A 14351-nucleotide genomic window follows, 5' to 3' on the forward strand; every position below is an offset into this window, starting at 1 on the left:
AAAGCCCCGAAACATCAGAAATATTCACCGATGCTCCGGGGATATGATCCTTTATGCAGTTTTGCTCCTGTCCGTTACAGATCCTTACAGAAATTTTTTGCGAAGCTCTGCTCCATCAAGGGCACTTAAATATGCAGGTGCAACATCAAATACGGTCTTGCAGCCCTTCTGTCCTTCCTGGTTCATGCGGTATGCAGCTCTTGCATAGGCAACGATCACAGAAGATGTGAACTCAGGATTGGAATCCAGCTTCAGGCTGTACTCGATCACATGGCTGTTCTCATTGTTCCAGCCTGTCTTTCCGCTGCGGATCACAAAACCGCCGTGCGGGATACCGCTGTGGTCACGGTCCAGCTCTTCCTGGGAAATGAAATGTACCGTTGTATCATACTCGTCAAAGTAGTTCGGCATGGTCTTGATCTCTTCCTCGATGCGTGCAAGATCAGCACCTTCCTCAGCGACTACGAAGCATTCTCTTGTATGTTTCTGGCGTGTGGTAAGCTCCGGATTTTCTCCGTTTCTTACTGCCTCAAGTGCAGCTTCTACCGGAATGGTGTACTGCTTTGCATCCTTTACGCCTTTGATGCGGCGGACTGCATCAGAATGTCCCTGGCTGACACCCTTGCCCCAGAATGTGTAGTCGTTTCCATTTGTAAGGATCGCATTTGCATACATACGGTTCAGAGAAAACATTCCTGGATCCCAGCCTACGGAAATGATTCCTACATGTCCACTCTCTGCTGCTGCCTTGTCAACATTTGCAAAATGCTCCGGGATTTTCTTATGTGTATCAAAGCTGTCCACAACATTGAAATATTTTACATACTCCGGTGTCTGAACAGGAAGATCTGTAGCACTTCCTCCACAGATGATCAGGACATCGATCTCATCCTTCAGCTTCTCCGCATCTTTTACAGAATAAACCTTTGCGGTCTCTGTAAGGATCTTTACAGTCTCCGGATCACGTCTGGTAAATACTGCAACCAGCTCTGTATCCGGATTATGCTTGATGGCGCACTCCACGCCGCGTCCCAGGTTTCCGTAACCTAAAATACCAATTCTTATACTCATAACGATTTCCTCCTCTTTTTCTCTGCAGTATGACATTTTCCGGACAGCATTGTGAATTTCTGTCAGAAAAATCCCTCTGCGATCTATATCGCAAAACGGATCTGACTGATCCGCCTTACAATCATATGGACATGCTGCCTCGGGATATTCCGATTCTCAATTCCGGGATATCGATGACCGCTTTGTTCCTGCATCAGCAGCAGAAAAAGCCGCCCGGCCAGCACATGAAACAGGCCATGGTCCTGCAGCAGGCATCACACATATCTCCCCCTGCGGTCGGCATTCCCCCAAAGGGATCCTGCCGCTGCTGATACCAGCCGCCACCGCCTTCCATTCTCTGGAGCAGCATACGGTACTGCATATTATCCGGTTCCTGACGGACTGCTTCACGGATCTGATCCAGAGCTGTTACATTATTTCCCATTCCCATATTTGCCATAGCAGCCAGGTAATACCATTCCCCATTTTTCTGACCAAGAGAATCCAGTACATTCATAGCTTCCTGAAAATGACCGCTCTGCACATAATTGGCGGCCGCCCTTCTGCGCATACTTTCCTCATCCTGATAGGCACTGGAACCGGCATTTCCGTAATTTCCAAAACCACCGTAATTTCCGTAGCTGCCATAACCATTCTGGGAACTGCTTCCGTACTCACGCTCTTTCATGATCTGCTCGTAAGCCTGCTGCACTTCTTTGAATTTTTCTTCGGCCTGATCCTTATTCGGATTATTGATATTGGCATCCGGGTGATACTTTCGGCTCAGCTTCCGGTATGCCTTTTTTATTTCATCATCAGATGCGTTTCTGGGAACTCCCAGCACGCTGTATGGATCTAACATTTTTTCTCTTTCTCCCGTTCTTCCCTGCGCTTCTGTCCGATCGCCGCAAAGCGGCACCAGACGCCGGAATATAAAATATTTCGAAGGATATCTCCGTATCGGAGGATCGGCAGCTTTTCAAATTCTCTGCAGCATTCTGCAAGCATCATCATAAGAAGCCGACGTACCTCTTCCTCGAACCCTTCTATCTTATATTTTTCAAGGAAAGGATTGTAATTTCCGTTTTCTGCATCTTTTTCCACATCGTCATAAGCATCCAGGATGTAGATAAATTTTCCGAGATAAAATCCCAGACGGCGCAGGGACGATTCCCAGACATCCTTACGGAAGGCCAGAATCTCTTCCATGATACGTCCGGAACACCCGGCTACACGGTCCACATCGGTTTCCCCCTGTTTTTCCAGGGAAGAAAGCTCCTCCAGCGCGTTTCGGATTCTTTGGATCTTCGCCGGATAAGCGGACATATGCATATTTCCGCAATTCTTCAGAATTCCTGCATATGCATAGCGCAGTGGTTTGTGTTCATCCTGCCAGTCATCCATACATTTGTAATAGGTAAGGATCACATTCATATCCGCACAGTACTCAGTTACTGTATTTTTACGTACCGGCTGGGGCTTCAGCGGATGGACCACACACCTGGAGGTTCCCTTCTTCGTTGGCGGCTCATAAAGGCCGCTTAAAAGAAGGACCACAAATGTCATATCATAAGTCAGTGAGATCTGTCCCGGTATCCCGTATCTCTCCCGCAATTCTCTGCAAAGACCGCAGTAAAAAGAACGATACACATCAAAATCCTTGAATTTTATTTCCGGTTTATTAACGGTCACATATCCGAACATGTCAGCTCCTTTTTACGAATTTTGTGTGGCATTTCGGACATTCGATCTCGATCTTGCCCTTTCCCTTTGGAATACGTATCTTCTGTCCGCAGCCCGGACAGCTGTAGATGTGATGGGTCTTTCTCTGCTTCATCAGATTCTTTTCTTTATTAAAGCGAAAACGGAACTTCGACGTCATCTGAAGGAATTTTTGATTTTCGGCATAACGCTGCTGGATATTTCTGGAAAAAATACGTATATATGCATATACGATTGCTGCGACTCCGAGAATGTCAAGGGTGCTGCCGACAGTTCTGCTGAATATATTAGCAAACATTGCCAGAATGATCAGAACCAGTGCGACTCCCATGGTGAACCTGGAAAGATCATCCACTCCATAACGTCCCTGCATAAATTTATTGAATTTGTCTCTCATATGATCTGCATCTCCTTTTCACTGCCAGACGGCACTGCCCAAAAATTTCCGTAAAAAAATCCGGATGGCAGTTCCTAACGGTCATTGCATACCTGGAAAATGTAGAATTTCAGATAATAGGACTCATCTGCTGACCAGAGGATCGGATGATCCGGTGCCTGTGTACGGTACTCTACCTGGCGCAGTCTCTTATGGACATTCTTCGCTGCCTGACCGATGGTCTGTGTAAACAGCTCATACGTCATAAAATGAGAGCAGGAACAGGTTGCAAGAAATCCGCCGTCCTTTACAAGACGCATTGCACGGAGATTGATCTCACGGTATCCCTTGATGGCATTTTTTACAGAGCTTCTGGATTTCGTAAATGCCGGAGGATCCAGTACCACAACATCAAATTTCTCTCCCTTCTCCTCAAGCTCGGGAAGAAGCTCAAAAACATCCTCACAGAGGAATTTCACTGTTCCGTCCAGGCCGTTCAGACTGGCGTTTCTTCTTGCCTGCAGGACTGCAGTTTCCGACGCATCCACACCGAGAACACTCTGTGCCCCTGCAATTCCCGCATTCAGGGCAAAAGAGCCGGTATGTGTAAAGCAGTCCAGAACCTTCGCCCCCTTGCAGAGCTTCTGGATAGCAAGACGGTTATATTTCTGATCCAGGAAAAATCCGGTCTTCTGCCCGTCCCTGATATCTACTTCATATTTCACACCGTTCTCTTCAATCTGAACAAGTGTCGGAAATTCTTCTCCGATAAATCCCTTGGTAAGTTCCATTCCTTCCTGGCGGCGTACCTTTGCATCACTCCGCTCATAGACTCCACGGATCCGGATCCCATCCTCAGCAAGGACTTCCTTCAGTGCATCTAGGATCGTTTCTTTAAGACGGTCGATTCCCAGTGCAAGAGACTGTACAACAAGCACATCTGAAAACTTATCCACAACAAGCCCCGGAAGAAAGTCTGCTTCTCCGAAGATCACACGACAGCTTCCGGTATCTACTACCTTCTTACGATACTCCCATGCGTCGCGGACACGTTGTTTCAAAAATTCCGGACTGATCTCTGTACGCTCATCTCTGGTAAGCATACGGACTGTGATCTTGGAATTGGTGTTGATAAATCCTCTTCCCATCGGATATCCGTCAAAGTCCCGGACCAGAACGATATCTCCGTTCACAAAACTTCCCATGATGCTTGCGATCTCATTGTCATATACCCAGAGGCCTCCTGATTTCAGGAATCTGCCTTCGCCTTTTTTTAATGTTACTACTGCCAGGCTCATAAATTCTACCTTTTCCCTTTCTCGTTTCCCTGTCACGGTTTGCGATGTATGAGTCCACAAAACCGATTTACGGTCAATTTTATCACAGAAAAATCCATTTTTCCAGTGCTTACACAAATCCTTGTCGTAAATCACAAAATTTTCATGATATCTTTCCTGCACGACAAAAAATACCGCAGCAGAGGTTGTTTTCTCTGCTGCGGTATTTTTTATCTCTTTTTCTGTAAATCTTTTATTCTGCTGCGGATTCCTCAGAAGAGTCCGTGTTCTCGCCGTAAAGACCTGCCAGATATTTCATGGTTTCTTTATAAAGTGTCTGCTTATCTTCCTGGGGAACATCTGCAAGAATAGCTGCTGTCACGTCTGTGGCCTCTGTGGCCTCCTGGGAACTGTCAATACTGAACAGCTTCTTCAGCTTCTGATCCATCATATTCAGCTCTGTACTCTGATATTTTTCTGTACCATCTGCCTCATAGGATTCTGTACCATCCTTCAGGATATCATAATAATCCTTCTCAACAGTTTCTGCCACACTCTTCGCTGTCTGCTCATCCAGTGTTACCGTTGCCACTGCCTCTGTATCCTCCGTTGCAGCGAGAAGGGAATCTGCATCTCCCTCATACTCGCCTTTTACAAAGAGGACAAATTTATCATAATTGTTCTTTGCTTCTTCACTGAGCACGGAAGTATCGTTTTCTGCACTATCTGCCTGGTCTGAGCCCTCTGTACTTTCTGAAGATTCTGTATCTTCTGTTGCCTCCGGGATTCCGGTCTCATCGGATGCAGCCTCATCAGAAGCGCTTTCATCTGTGCTGTTCTCGTCAGAAGCACTTTCGTCTGTACTGCTCTCGTCGGATGCACTATCCTCTGTACTGCTCTCATCAGAGGTACTTTCGTCTGTGCTGCTTTCGTCCGAGCTTTCCTCATTGCTATAGGTTCCGTCGTCGGTAGCATCCGGGATTCCGGTCTCATTGCTTGTATCCTGAGAATCTGCTCCTGTTTCTTCCTCAAGACCCGGATCCTCTGTGGAGCTCTGGATCACATCGTCACCAAGAATGCTGTCATTTACATTGTTGACGATATCATCAGAAGAATCTGCATCCACATCTACGGTTTCATCACTGCTCTCGCCATCCAGCGTATCATCAGAGGAAGAAGTCTGGCCTGTGGTATTGGCATCTACCTGCTCCAGTGTTTCCTTCACATCATCATAATTGTAATCCTGCTGTGAGATCTGCTTCAGAAGAGACACGATCCTGTCAATATCGTCCTGGCTTACGGAAATATTGTTCTGCTCAGCCACATTGATGACAATATTCTGAATCTCATCTGCATTCTGTACTCCGTTCTGGATCACATCCATCTTGGACTGGTTTACAACTGTTGTCGCCTCATTTTTACCAACCTTATCTGCAAGCTCACCGGTGGTTACGATCTCCTGGTTGGCAAGCTTCGTCTTGGTCTCATCCAGCTTCTCTCCACTGGCCTTCTCATATGCCATCTGGATGCCGGTAAGTGCACCTGTTCCGGATACTTCCATCGGGCAGGCAGCAACTACTTCACAGTTCTTCACACCGGATGTGGAAAGTGTCGTTGCGATCATATTACCTGTCACCCAGTTCAGATTTGCTGTGCGGACCTTGATCCCGCCGGACTGTGTAGGCTTCACATAGGCACAGCTCAAAGTTCTGGAACCGATCTGTGACTGTGGTGCGATATTATCCAGGTGTTTATGCTCATCCTCATTTGTAATGGTCATCACCTGCACCTGATCGGAACTTACATTAAAATATTTCATCATTGTCTGCTTCTGGGCATCCGTAAGATCTGCTCCAAGTGTTACTACCTTCGAGGCATCTGCAAATACGGGATTTACACTTCCTGCCACAAGGCATGCACTGCAGAGCAGAGCTGCGATCATGTTTCTTTTTTTCATTGATCTTCCCTCCATATATTTTTTCGGATCGATTGTATCTACTTAACTTTTGCGGTGTAAAGCGGACATTCCTCTTCGTTACTTACATCTCCACGAATGCGAGCGCTTCACGATCTGTCGTTCTTGTCATATTATAACACAGCTGCTGAAATATTTGTAATTTATATTATATAAAAAACGCTGCCGGAAATTATATTACTCATTTCTGACAGCGTTTTATTGCTTTTCTCATTTTCCCAGAGAACTTATCTGATCTGGTTTAATTTTCCGGTTTCTTTTGCTTTTTTCAACAATTCCCGGTTTTTTTCATTCATGATACCAAAATCCTTCAGCGGACAGTACACTTTTTCACATTTTCCCAGGAACTCCAGTGCTTCTTCAAAGGCAGACTCCGAAATGCATTCAAAAGGCTTCTCCGTGATCACTTTTGCAGCCAGTTCTTTTGCCACCTGATAATCCGCATCATTGGTATGGAGAACTCCGGTCACAAAAGGAATCCCCTGTCGCTGCAGCTTCCGATATACCGGAATCCCGCTTCCATTTCCTCCGATCACAAACACCTCCGGTTTTCCGGCCGGAGGTTCCATTTCCACGCAGCCGAATTCTGCATTATAGCTTCCACGGGTGATGCCATAAAGCTTCCGAATATAATCGGAAGTAAAGATTTCCTCCGGTGCACCATATTTCTCAATGTGATCTCCATGAACACAGATCACCTGGTCAGAAATCTTCTGGGCAAGATCCAGCTCATGAAGGGACATGATCACCGTCATCTGTTTTTCCAATACCATCTTCTTCAAAATGGCAAGAAGCTCCAGCTTATGCCGGATATCCAGGAAGGAGGTCGGTTCATCCAGGATAATGATCTCCGGTTCCTGGCAGATGGCGCGTGCCAGAAGGATACGCTGTCTCTGTCCGTCACTGATGGCTGTAAAATCCCGATCCTTCAGATCCCAGGCGTGAACCATCTCCATGGCACTTTTAACTTTTTCCTTGTCCTCTGCGGAAAGGATCCCGAGAGTTCCGGTATAGGGATATCGTCCGGTGGATACCACATCCTCACAGGTCATAAGCTCCGGTCGCATGCGCTCGGTAAGTACTACAGCCAGTTTTTTTGACACTTCCCTGTTGGTCATCCGGCTCATCTGTTCCTGTTCCAGATATACCGTTCCGCTGATCAGGGAAAGCTGTCTTGTGATACTCTTCAAAATAGTAGATTTTCCGGCACCGTTGGGACCGATCAGTGTCAGGATTTCTCCTTTATTCAGCTGAATATTGATTTCTTTGATCAGCGGTTTTCCATCATAGCCTACGGTCAGCTGATCTGTATAAAAAAAATATGATTTCATCGTTTATATCCTCTGCTGTCTGTGAATCATGATATAGATAACTACCGGTGCTCCGAAAACTGCTGTCACAGAACTGATGCTCAGCTCCGTCGGTGCAAATACAGTTCTTGCGATCAGATCACAGAACAGGCAGAACACTGCACCGCCCAGAAAACAGGCCGGGATCACAAGCAGCGGTTTGGCAGTCTTCAAGAGACTTTTTGCAATATGAGGCACAGCGATCCCCACGAAGGAGATCGGCCCTGCAAAAGCGGTCACACAGGCAGAAAGAATACTGGAAAGCAGGATCAGAAGTATCCGGAAAGCCTTGATATTAACTCCCATATTCTGCGCGTAAGTCTCCCCCAGCTGATAGGCGCTGATCGGTTTTGACATAAAAAATACGATCACCATAGTAAGAAGTACCACAACAGCCATAGTCTGCACATTTCCCCAGGTCATACCGGAAAAGCTTCCCAATGACCAATTGTGAAGATTGACTATGTTGGAATCATCTGCAAAGGTCACCACAAAGTCTGTGATGGCCGAACAGATATAGCCGATCATAACACCACTGATGACCAGCATGGACATATTGTGGACTTTTTTTGCCACAAGGAGCACAAAGCCCATGGAAATCATTGAGCCTGCAAAAGCAGCCAGGATCATGGCACCGGAACCGATGGATACCGATCTGCTTAAAAAAAAGATCATCAGAAGCGCCACGATCAGCTTGGCACCGGAAGAGATTCCCAGTACAAAGGGTCCCGCGATAGGGTTGTTAAAAAAGGTCTGCAGCAAAAATCCGGAAACAGAAAGTGCTCCGCCAAGAATGATCACTGCCAGTATCCTGGGAAGACGGATCTCCCAGACGATATTATAAGAAGTTTCATCTCCCTGATGCCGGAATATGATATTCAGGATCTCCTTCACAGAGAGGTGGATACTTCCGGAATTTACATTCCATATAAATAAAAAGATCAAAAGTACCGCAAGGATCACAAAAGAGATCCCGTATCGGACTGCGCGTTTTCTGTCATTCATTTTTTCTGGTACACTCCTCTTCTGTTTTGTTATCCTGTCCTTTCGTTTCCTGCTCACAGGTGGAAACCGGCAAAGGAGTTAAAACGAACACTGGAATTTATTTCAGTTTATGCATATAGGTCAGATCATCCAGAGAATCATCATCTGTAGTCAGCATGGTGTGGATATCCTCGATCATGGTTCCAAGTCCGGTAGTTTCCTGGAAGAGATTTTTGCCTGTGCACCAGACATTTCCGTTCTTCACTGCCTTGAAATCTGCAAGAAGCTTACTTTTGGAAAGAAGCTCATCAATGGTCTTAAGTTCCCCGTCAATCGTACTGTTATAGATGATATAGTCTGCATCCTTCGCCTTGGCATAAAACTCTTCCATCTGCATATTCATGGTGGAAAGAGCATTGTCATTTACTCCCGTATCCTCCGGAACATAATTTCCTCCTGCGAGAGAGATCATTTCTGAAACATAGTCGCCGCTTTTTCTTATATTTACCGCACCTACGGAGTTGATATAAAAGAACGCTACGGTCTTGTCTGTTTTATCTGCTGTGAGAACCTTATCCAGCTTGTCCGTCTGCTCTTTGAAAACCTTTTCTGCTACATCTTCTTTTCCCAGAAGAACTGCGTAAAGCTTCATCCACTCGGTCCTTCCAAGAGGATGACTCTCATAGCTGGAACGCTCTACCATTACAGGGATCCCGAACTGCTCCAGCTTCTCCTGTACCTCCGGATTGTGATGGATCATGGTGGATTCAATGGCAAGGTCACAGCCCTCGTTCAGGATCAGCTCGTAATCCGGAGCATTGTACTTGCCGGCATAGATCATCTTTTTCTGTTCCATGGCGTCCTTTGCTTCCTGGATATACCATCCGTCTTCCTTGGTTCCGGAAAGCTTGATGCTGTCAATCCCGTCGATAGCGCGGAAAAGATCCATGGCCGAGGTTGCTACCAGATAGATATTGTTTATGGGCTGCTGCAGAACCGCAATGTCAGGATCCAGCCCCTCCGGTGCTTTCTTGCCTTCGGGAACTACAAGAAACTGTCCTTCCTGATCAATGGTGAGCAGCGCATAGCCATCGTTGTAGTAATCCACATTAAATTCCTTTGCGTAGGAAAGCTCCATACTGTGGTCAAAGGTAAGGCCTGGAATATCCGCAGGCTTATGTTCTGTCTCTGCTGCCTGCACTGCAAAAGCACACCCCAGGATCAGGGTCAGCGTCAGAAATATGTATGAAATTATTTTTTTCATTTTTCTTCCTTTTTCATGCTTGAAGAATCAAAATTCAGGGTATACTCAATCTCGTGAGGAGTACTCATGGCTACAGTATCTGCAGTCACTTCCATTTCTGCGTCAAAGACTGTGACCGGGATCTCAAATGTGGAGTTTCCGTCTTTGTTCACCGGCTCATATTTTTCGCCGTCCACGATCATGTAATCATAATTCGGACTGCTCCAGATGATGGTTGCCGTAGCTTCTTTGTCCTTGATCTCTACTTTAGCTGGAGATTCTACAGATGCTCTTCCTGTTCCGCCTGTAAGGGTTACATCCGTCTCATAGGTTCCGTCCTCCAGCTTCAGCTCTTCCGGTTTTTTCCCTTCGGATTTTTTGTCGTCAGAGGTTTTTACAGGATTCTTTACGCTGACTTTATGGTCGTACCATTTGCCTTTTTCTCCCAGGATCGCCACGTTAAATTCCTCACCAATGGCCGGTACCGGGATATCAAATCCGTAAACCTCCTCTGTATAACCATCGCTGTACTTCACTGTATCTGTGGTCGGCTCAATGATCTCTGCTCCGTCCTTCTGGGCATCCTCGGCAGTTCCCGCAAACAGGTTAACGATCTTCTTGGAAACCAGACTTACGTGGATGGTCATTTTACCATCTTTGACCGTGAGCTCTCCTTTTTTGTCATTGGCCTCATTTACATGAAACATGCTACTGTCTGTCTCAAACTCTGCTGTATAAACGCCATCTTCCAGGGTATCTGCTTTGGCTGCATCTGTATCCTTTTCTTCGGAAGCTTCTGCTTCCTCACCGGACTCTGTTTTTGTTTCATCTGTTTTTGCCATCGCAGGTACAGAGCCCAGCACCAGGACTGATGCACTTGCCATTGCAAGAATTAAGTTTACATAGCGTTTTTTCATGATAATCTTCTCCCTTCCATAGATACAGCAATCTGCCCGGAAAACAGTCTTCCTGATCTTTCCGGGCAGTTACATTGATTTCTTATAGGTATCTGAACTCACTCAGATATTTTTATATTTATTATTCTGCGGACTCCTCAGCAGAATCAGCCTCTGTATCTGCTGCTGCATCAGAATCTGCGGACTCCTCAGTGCTTCCCAGAGAATCGATGGCTGCCTTTGTATGCTCTACATAAAGCTTCTCAACTGCTTCGATTCTTCCAAGACCCTCGATCTGGCAGTCAACCTTATCGAAGTTTCCGGATGCTACAAACTGGCTCTTCCAGGAATCCTCATCATCACCGGCCATATCGTTATTTGCATGGTCTCCGGCAACAACCATCAGCGGACGAAGAACAACGTTCTTGTATCCTGCTTCTTTTACTTTCTCGATAACCTTGTCGCAGGCTGTATCTTCCGGCTTCCCCTCTACAGTACCGATGAATGCGTTCTTCAATCCAAGATTTTCCATCTGTGTCTGCATCTGATCGTATGTAATATTAGCTGTATGGGATGTTCCATGTCCCATGAATACGAATGCTGTGCCAGCCTCAGCTGCTGCATCCATGCTGTCAAATCCGGCCTCTTTGCAAGCCGTATCTGTGATCGCCTGAGCAACGGCTTTCTTGTCATCATTGATCACAGTTGCATCGTCTCCAACCTCACCGAGCATTGGCTCTGCGATAGCTACAGACTCGAATTTATCTTTATAGCCATTGATCGCTTCTGTCATCTCATCGTACTCAGCACCATGCATCAGATGGGTAGGCTGTACAACCAGATTCTTAACACCATTCTCTACTGCACGGTCAAGAGCCTGCTGCATGTTATCGATCACTTCATCATCTCTTGCCTCTACATGGTTGATGATGATCTGTGCTGTAAATGCTCTTCTTACAGACCAGTCCGGATAAGCTTCTGCAAGAGCATCCTCGATTCCCTTGACATCCTCTGCACGGCTGTCATTGAAGGAAGTACCAAAGCTTACAACAAGAAGTTCATTCTCACCGATCTCATCCTGGTTACGCGGATCGTCCTTGGAAGCATCTCCTGTGTCACGTCCGAAATAATCCGGATCTGCATTCTCACCCTCTACCAGCTCTTTCTGAGCATCTGTCAGAGCATCCCATGCTTCTTTGGCTGCCTTGCAGTCCTCATCTGTTGTGTCGTTTCTTTCCTGTACATAGATCTTGTCGATCAGAGCTGCTACATTATCTGCTGCTTCCTGATCTGCATCAGAAGCCTCTGTGGTATCAGCTGCCTCAGCGTTCTCTTCTGTAGCAGAATCCTCTGCTGCCATTGCTGTTGTAGCTGCCCCCATAGAGCATGTCATGGAAACTGCGAGCATCAGAGCTAACATTGTTTTTCTTTTCATTTCTTATTGTCCTCTTTTCATGTATTTCCAGAATACTGATATGTACAAAAAAACAGCAGCTCTCTGCGGCCGCCTGCTCACACATGATTCTCTGCGCAATACAAATACATAAAAAGAAGTTCTGTATTGTTATGGAGAATACCGATTCGTAAACCGCGAATCCCTGGATCTCACAATAAGGCAGTTCTCCTGACTTGGTTCCACGCTGCTTTCCCTTCCCGGTCTCCCAGTGGTTATAAAAGCAGCTCCCCTTTCACAGTGACGGTATCGTTCCGGATTCTCACCGGATTCTCTTTTGCACATCCGACTGGATGCAACCTTATCATTATAACATTTGCACATATTTTCTTTTATCTGGTTATCTAACTTTTACCACAAACTCACATATTTGTCAAGATTGATGTCAGACGATTCACGGTTTTCTGTGATCTTCGCTCACAAAAAACACCTCGCGAAATATTACCAGTGAACAGTAACCGGTTTTCTCCCTGTATCTGTCAGTTATTATCAGAATATTTTCTCCAATATTCATGCACATCCTGCATAAAAAACAGCCCCTTTCTGTCATCACCCTGATATCAGAAAAGGACTGTCTTACACTGGATATTCGCAATCCGCTTTGCTACTTGCTCATAACAAATAAACTGCTTTGCAGTTTATCTGGTAAAATACTCCTGCTCCAGGTATCTGGCTACGTAGATTCCGCTGGCAGATGCATGGGAAAGAGAGTGTGTCACACCGCTGCAGTCTCCGATAACAAAGAGACCCTTGTGGCAGGTTTCCAGATTTTCGTCGATCTCAACCTCCATGTTGTAGAATTTAACCTCCACGCCGTAAAGCAAAGTATCGTCATCCGCTGTTCCCGGTGCGATCTTGTCCAGGGCATAGATCATCTCGATGATGCCATCCAGGATACGTTTCGGCATAACAAGGCTTAAATCTCCCGGTGTCGCAGAAAGTGTAGGTGTTACGAAACTTTCCTCAATACGGGCTTTTGTGCTTCGTCTTCCGCGAATCAGATCTCCAAACCGCTGTACCATAACACCACCGCCAAGCATATTGGAAAGTCTTGCAATGCTCTCACCGTATCCGTTGCTGTCATGGAACGGCTCTGAGAAATGCTTGGATACCAGAAGGGCAAAGTTTGTATTGTTGGTATGCTTTGCCGGATCTTCGTAGCTGTGACCGTTTACTGTGATAATACCGTTGGTATTTTCATTCACGACAACACCTCGCGGGTTCATGCAGAAGGTACGAACCATATCCTCAAACTTCTCAGTTCTGTAAACGATCTTGCTCTCATAAAGCTCATCTGTCAGACGGCTGAAAACCTCCGCCGGAAGCTCCACACGGACTCCAATGTCCACACGGTTGGAAAGAGTCGGGATCTTAAGCTCTGTACATACCGTCTCCATCCATTTACTTCCGCTTCGTCCTGCGGAGATGATACAGTAAGTTCCCTCGTAACGCTCATCTCCTACAAAAACTGCATAACCGTCTTCAGTTTTTTCTACTTTGTCAACAGATGCGTCAAAATAGAAGTCCACATGGTCTTTCATTTTTTCATAGAGGTTCTGAAGTACCACATAGTTGATATCTGTTCCCAGATGGCGGACTGATGCATCCAGAAGATGCAGGCCGTTCTGAAGGCAGAGCTTACGAATCTCGCTGTTTGTGGTAGAATAAAGTTTGGTTCCCTCACCGCCATGCATCAGGTTCAGTTTATCTACATATTCCATCAGCTCTGTGGCTGTATCCTTGCCGATATGCTGGTACAGAGTTCCGCCAAACTGATTGGTGATATTATATTTCCCGTCGGAGAAAGCGCCTGCACCGCCAAATCCCTTCATGATCGCACAGGTTTTGCAATGGATACAGGATTTTACTTTCTTTCCGTCGATGGGACATTTTCTTTTTTCCAGAGGATGACCAGCTTCAAAAACCGCAATCTTTTTCTCCGGATCATTATTCATCAGTTCATAGGCCGCAAAGATTCCACCGGGACCTGCTCCTACGATCAGTACGTCATATTTCATAAATAAAA

Annotated in this window: 12 protein-coding genes and 1 riboswitch; all 12 genes read right to left on the reverse strand. The window is 46.1% G+C overall.

What is annotated here, in order from left to right:
* Positions 1–84 precede the first annotated feature (84 nt).
* The 12 genes from DW694_RS07420 to DW694_RS07475 all read right to left on the reverse strand — a co-directional run bounded on the left by DW694_RS07420 (position 85) and on the right by DW694_RS07475 (position 14343).
* Positions 85–1071, reverse strand: coding sequence for a diaminopimelate dehydrogenase (locus tag DW694_RS07420; protein ID WP_015525965.1), 987 nt, complete (start codon positions 1069–1071; stop codon positions 85–87).
* A 193-nt stretch (positions 1072–1264) separates the two neighbouring features.
* Positions 1265–1912 carry a J domain-containing protein gene (locus tag DW694_RS07425; protein WP_114002793.1) on the reverse strand — a complete coding sequence of 216 codons (648 nt, stop codon included), beginning with the start codon at positions 1910–1912 and terminating at the stop codon, positions 1265–1267.
* The gene (locus DW694_RS07430) at positions 1906–2754 is read right to left on the reverse strand and encodes a DUF5685 family protein (protein WP_118608083.1); all 849 of its coding nucleotides are present in this window, start codon (positions 2752–2754) and stop codon (positions 1906–1908) included. Before DW694_RS07430 ends, DW694_RS07425 begins: the two co-directional genes overlap by 7 nt.
* Before the next feature lies 1 nt (position 2755).
* Positions 2756–3169, reverse strand: a complete 414-nt coding sequence (locus tag DW694_RS07435; protein WP_118752782.1) for a hypothetical protein — start codon at positions 3167–3169, stop codon at positions 2756–2758.
* A 74-nt stretch (positions 3170–3243) separates the two neighbouring features.
* Positions 3244–4446: a class I SAM-dependent rRNA methyltransferase gene (locus DW694_RS07440; protein ID WP_059086808.1), complete on the reverse strand. Its 1203-nt coding sequence runs from the start codon at positions 4444–4446 to the stop codon at positions 3244–3246.
* A 232-nt stretch (positions 4447–4678) separates the two neighbouring features.
* Entirely contained in the window at positions 4679–6382 is a 1704-nt protein-coding gene (locus DW694_RS07445; protein ID WP_022426414.1) for a DUF1002 domain-containing protein, read from the reverse strand.
* A gap of 245 nt (positions 6383–6627) precedes the next feature.
* Positions 6628–7731 (reverse strand): ABC transporter ATP-binding protein, encoded by a 1104-nt coding sequence (locus DW694_RS07450; RefSeq protein WP_021651559.1) that lies wholly within the window; start codon positions 7729–7731, stop codon positions 6628–6630.
* Between the two features lie 3 nt (positions 7732–7734).
* Entirely contained in the window at positions 7735–8754 is a 1020-nt protein-coding gene (locus DW694_RS07455) for an iron ABC transporter permease (RefSeq protein WP_118608086.1), read from the reverse strand.
* Between the two features lie 97 nt (positions 8755–8851).
* Positions 8852–9997 (reverse strand): ABC transporter substrate-binding protein, encoded by a 1146-nt coding sequence (locus tag DW694_RS07460; RefSeq protein WP_118608087.1) that lies wholly within the window; start codon positions 9995–9997, stop codon positions 8852–8854.
* Positions 9994–10893, reverse strand: coding sequence for a hypothetical protein (locus DW694_RS07465; protein ID WP_118608088.1), 900 nt, complete (start codon positions 10891–10893; stop codon positions 9994–9996). The genes DW694_RS07460 and DW694_RS07465 overlap by 4 nt, the downstream gene beginning before the upstream one ends.
* Positions 10894–11014: 121 nt before the next feature.
* Positions 11015–12307 (reverse strand): sirohydrochlorin cobaltochelatase, encoded by a 1293-nt coding sequence (locus DW694_RS07470; protein WP_118608089.1) that lies wholly within the window; start codon positions 12305–12307, stop codon positions 11015–11017.
* Positions 12308–12468: 161 nt separating this feature from the next.
* Positions 12469–12644, reverse strand: a riboswitch (cobalamin riboswitch).
* 319 nt (positions 12645–12963) lie between these two features.
* Positions 12964–14343 carry an FAD-dependent protein gene (locus DW694_RS07475; protein WP_118752783.1) on the reverse strand — a complete coding sequence of 460 codons (1380 nt, stop codon included), beginning with the start codon at positions 14341–14343 and terminating at the stop codon, positions 12964–12966.
* Between the last annotated feature and the right edge of the window lie 8 nt (positions 14344–14351).

The organism is Ruminococcus sp. AM26-12LB, assembly GCF_003480785.1.
In the GTDB taxonomy this organism is placed as follows: Bacteria; Bacillota; Clostridia; order Lachnospirales; family Lachnospiraceae; genus Blautia_A; species Blautia_A fusiformis.

What these genes read in the sequence shown, in the direction of transcription:
- DW694_RS07420 (WP_015525965.1), bottom strand. Translation starts at nt 1,071, where the DNA reads ATGAGTATAAGAATTGGTATTTTAGGTTACGGAAACCTGGGACGCGGC.
- DW694_RS07425 (WP_114002793.1), bottom strand. Translation starts at nt 1,912, where the DNA reads ATGTTAGATCCATACAGCGTGCTGGGAGTTCCCAGAAACGCATCTGAT.
- DW694_RS07430 (WP_118608083.1), bottom strand. Translation starts at nt 2,754, where the DNA reads ATGTTCGGATATGTGACCGTTAATAAACCGGAAATAAAATTCAAGGAT.
- DW694_RS07435 (WP_118752782.1), bottom strand. Translation starts at nt 3,169, where the DNA reads ATGAGAGACAAATTCAATAAATTTATGCAGGGACGTTATGGAGTGGAT.
- DW694_RS07440 (WP_059086808.1), bottom strand. Translation starts at nt 4,446, where the DNA reads ATGAGCCTGGCAGTAGTAACATTAAAAAAAGGCGAAGGCAGATTCCTG.
- DW694_RS07445 (WP_022426414.1), bottom strand. Translation starts at nt 6,382, where the DNA reads ATGAAAAAAAGAAACATGATCGCAGCTCTGCTCTGCAGTGCATGCCTT.
- DW694_RS07450 (WP_021651559.1), bottom strand. Translation starts at nt 7,731, where the DNA reads ATGAAATCATATTTTTTTTATACAGATCAGCTGACCGTAGGCTATGAT.
- DW694_RS07455 (WP_118608086.1), bottom strand. Translation starts at nt 8,754, where the DNA reads ATGAATGACAGAAAACGCGCAGTCCGATACGGGATCTCTTTTGTGATC.
- DW694_RS07460 (WP_118608087.1), bottom strand. Translation starts at nt 9,997, where the DNA reads ATGAAAAAAATAATTTCATACATATTTCTGACGCTGACCCTGATCCTG.
- DW694_RS07465 (WP_118608088.1), bottom strand. Translation starts at nt 10,893, where the DNA reads ATGAAAAAACGCTATGTAAACTTAATTCTTGCAATGGCAAGTGCATCA.
- DW694_RS07470 (WP_118608089.1), bottom strand. Translation starts at nt 12,307, where the DNA reads ATGAAAAGAAAAACAATGTTAGCTCTGATGCTCGCAGTTTCCATGACA.
- DW694_RS07475 (WP_118752783.1), bottom strand. Translation starts at nt 14,343, where the DNA reads ATGAAATATGACGTACTGATCGTAGGAGCAGGTCCCGGTGGAATCTTT.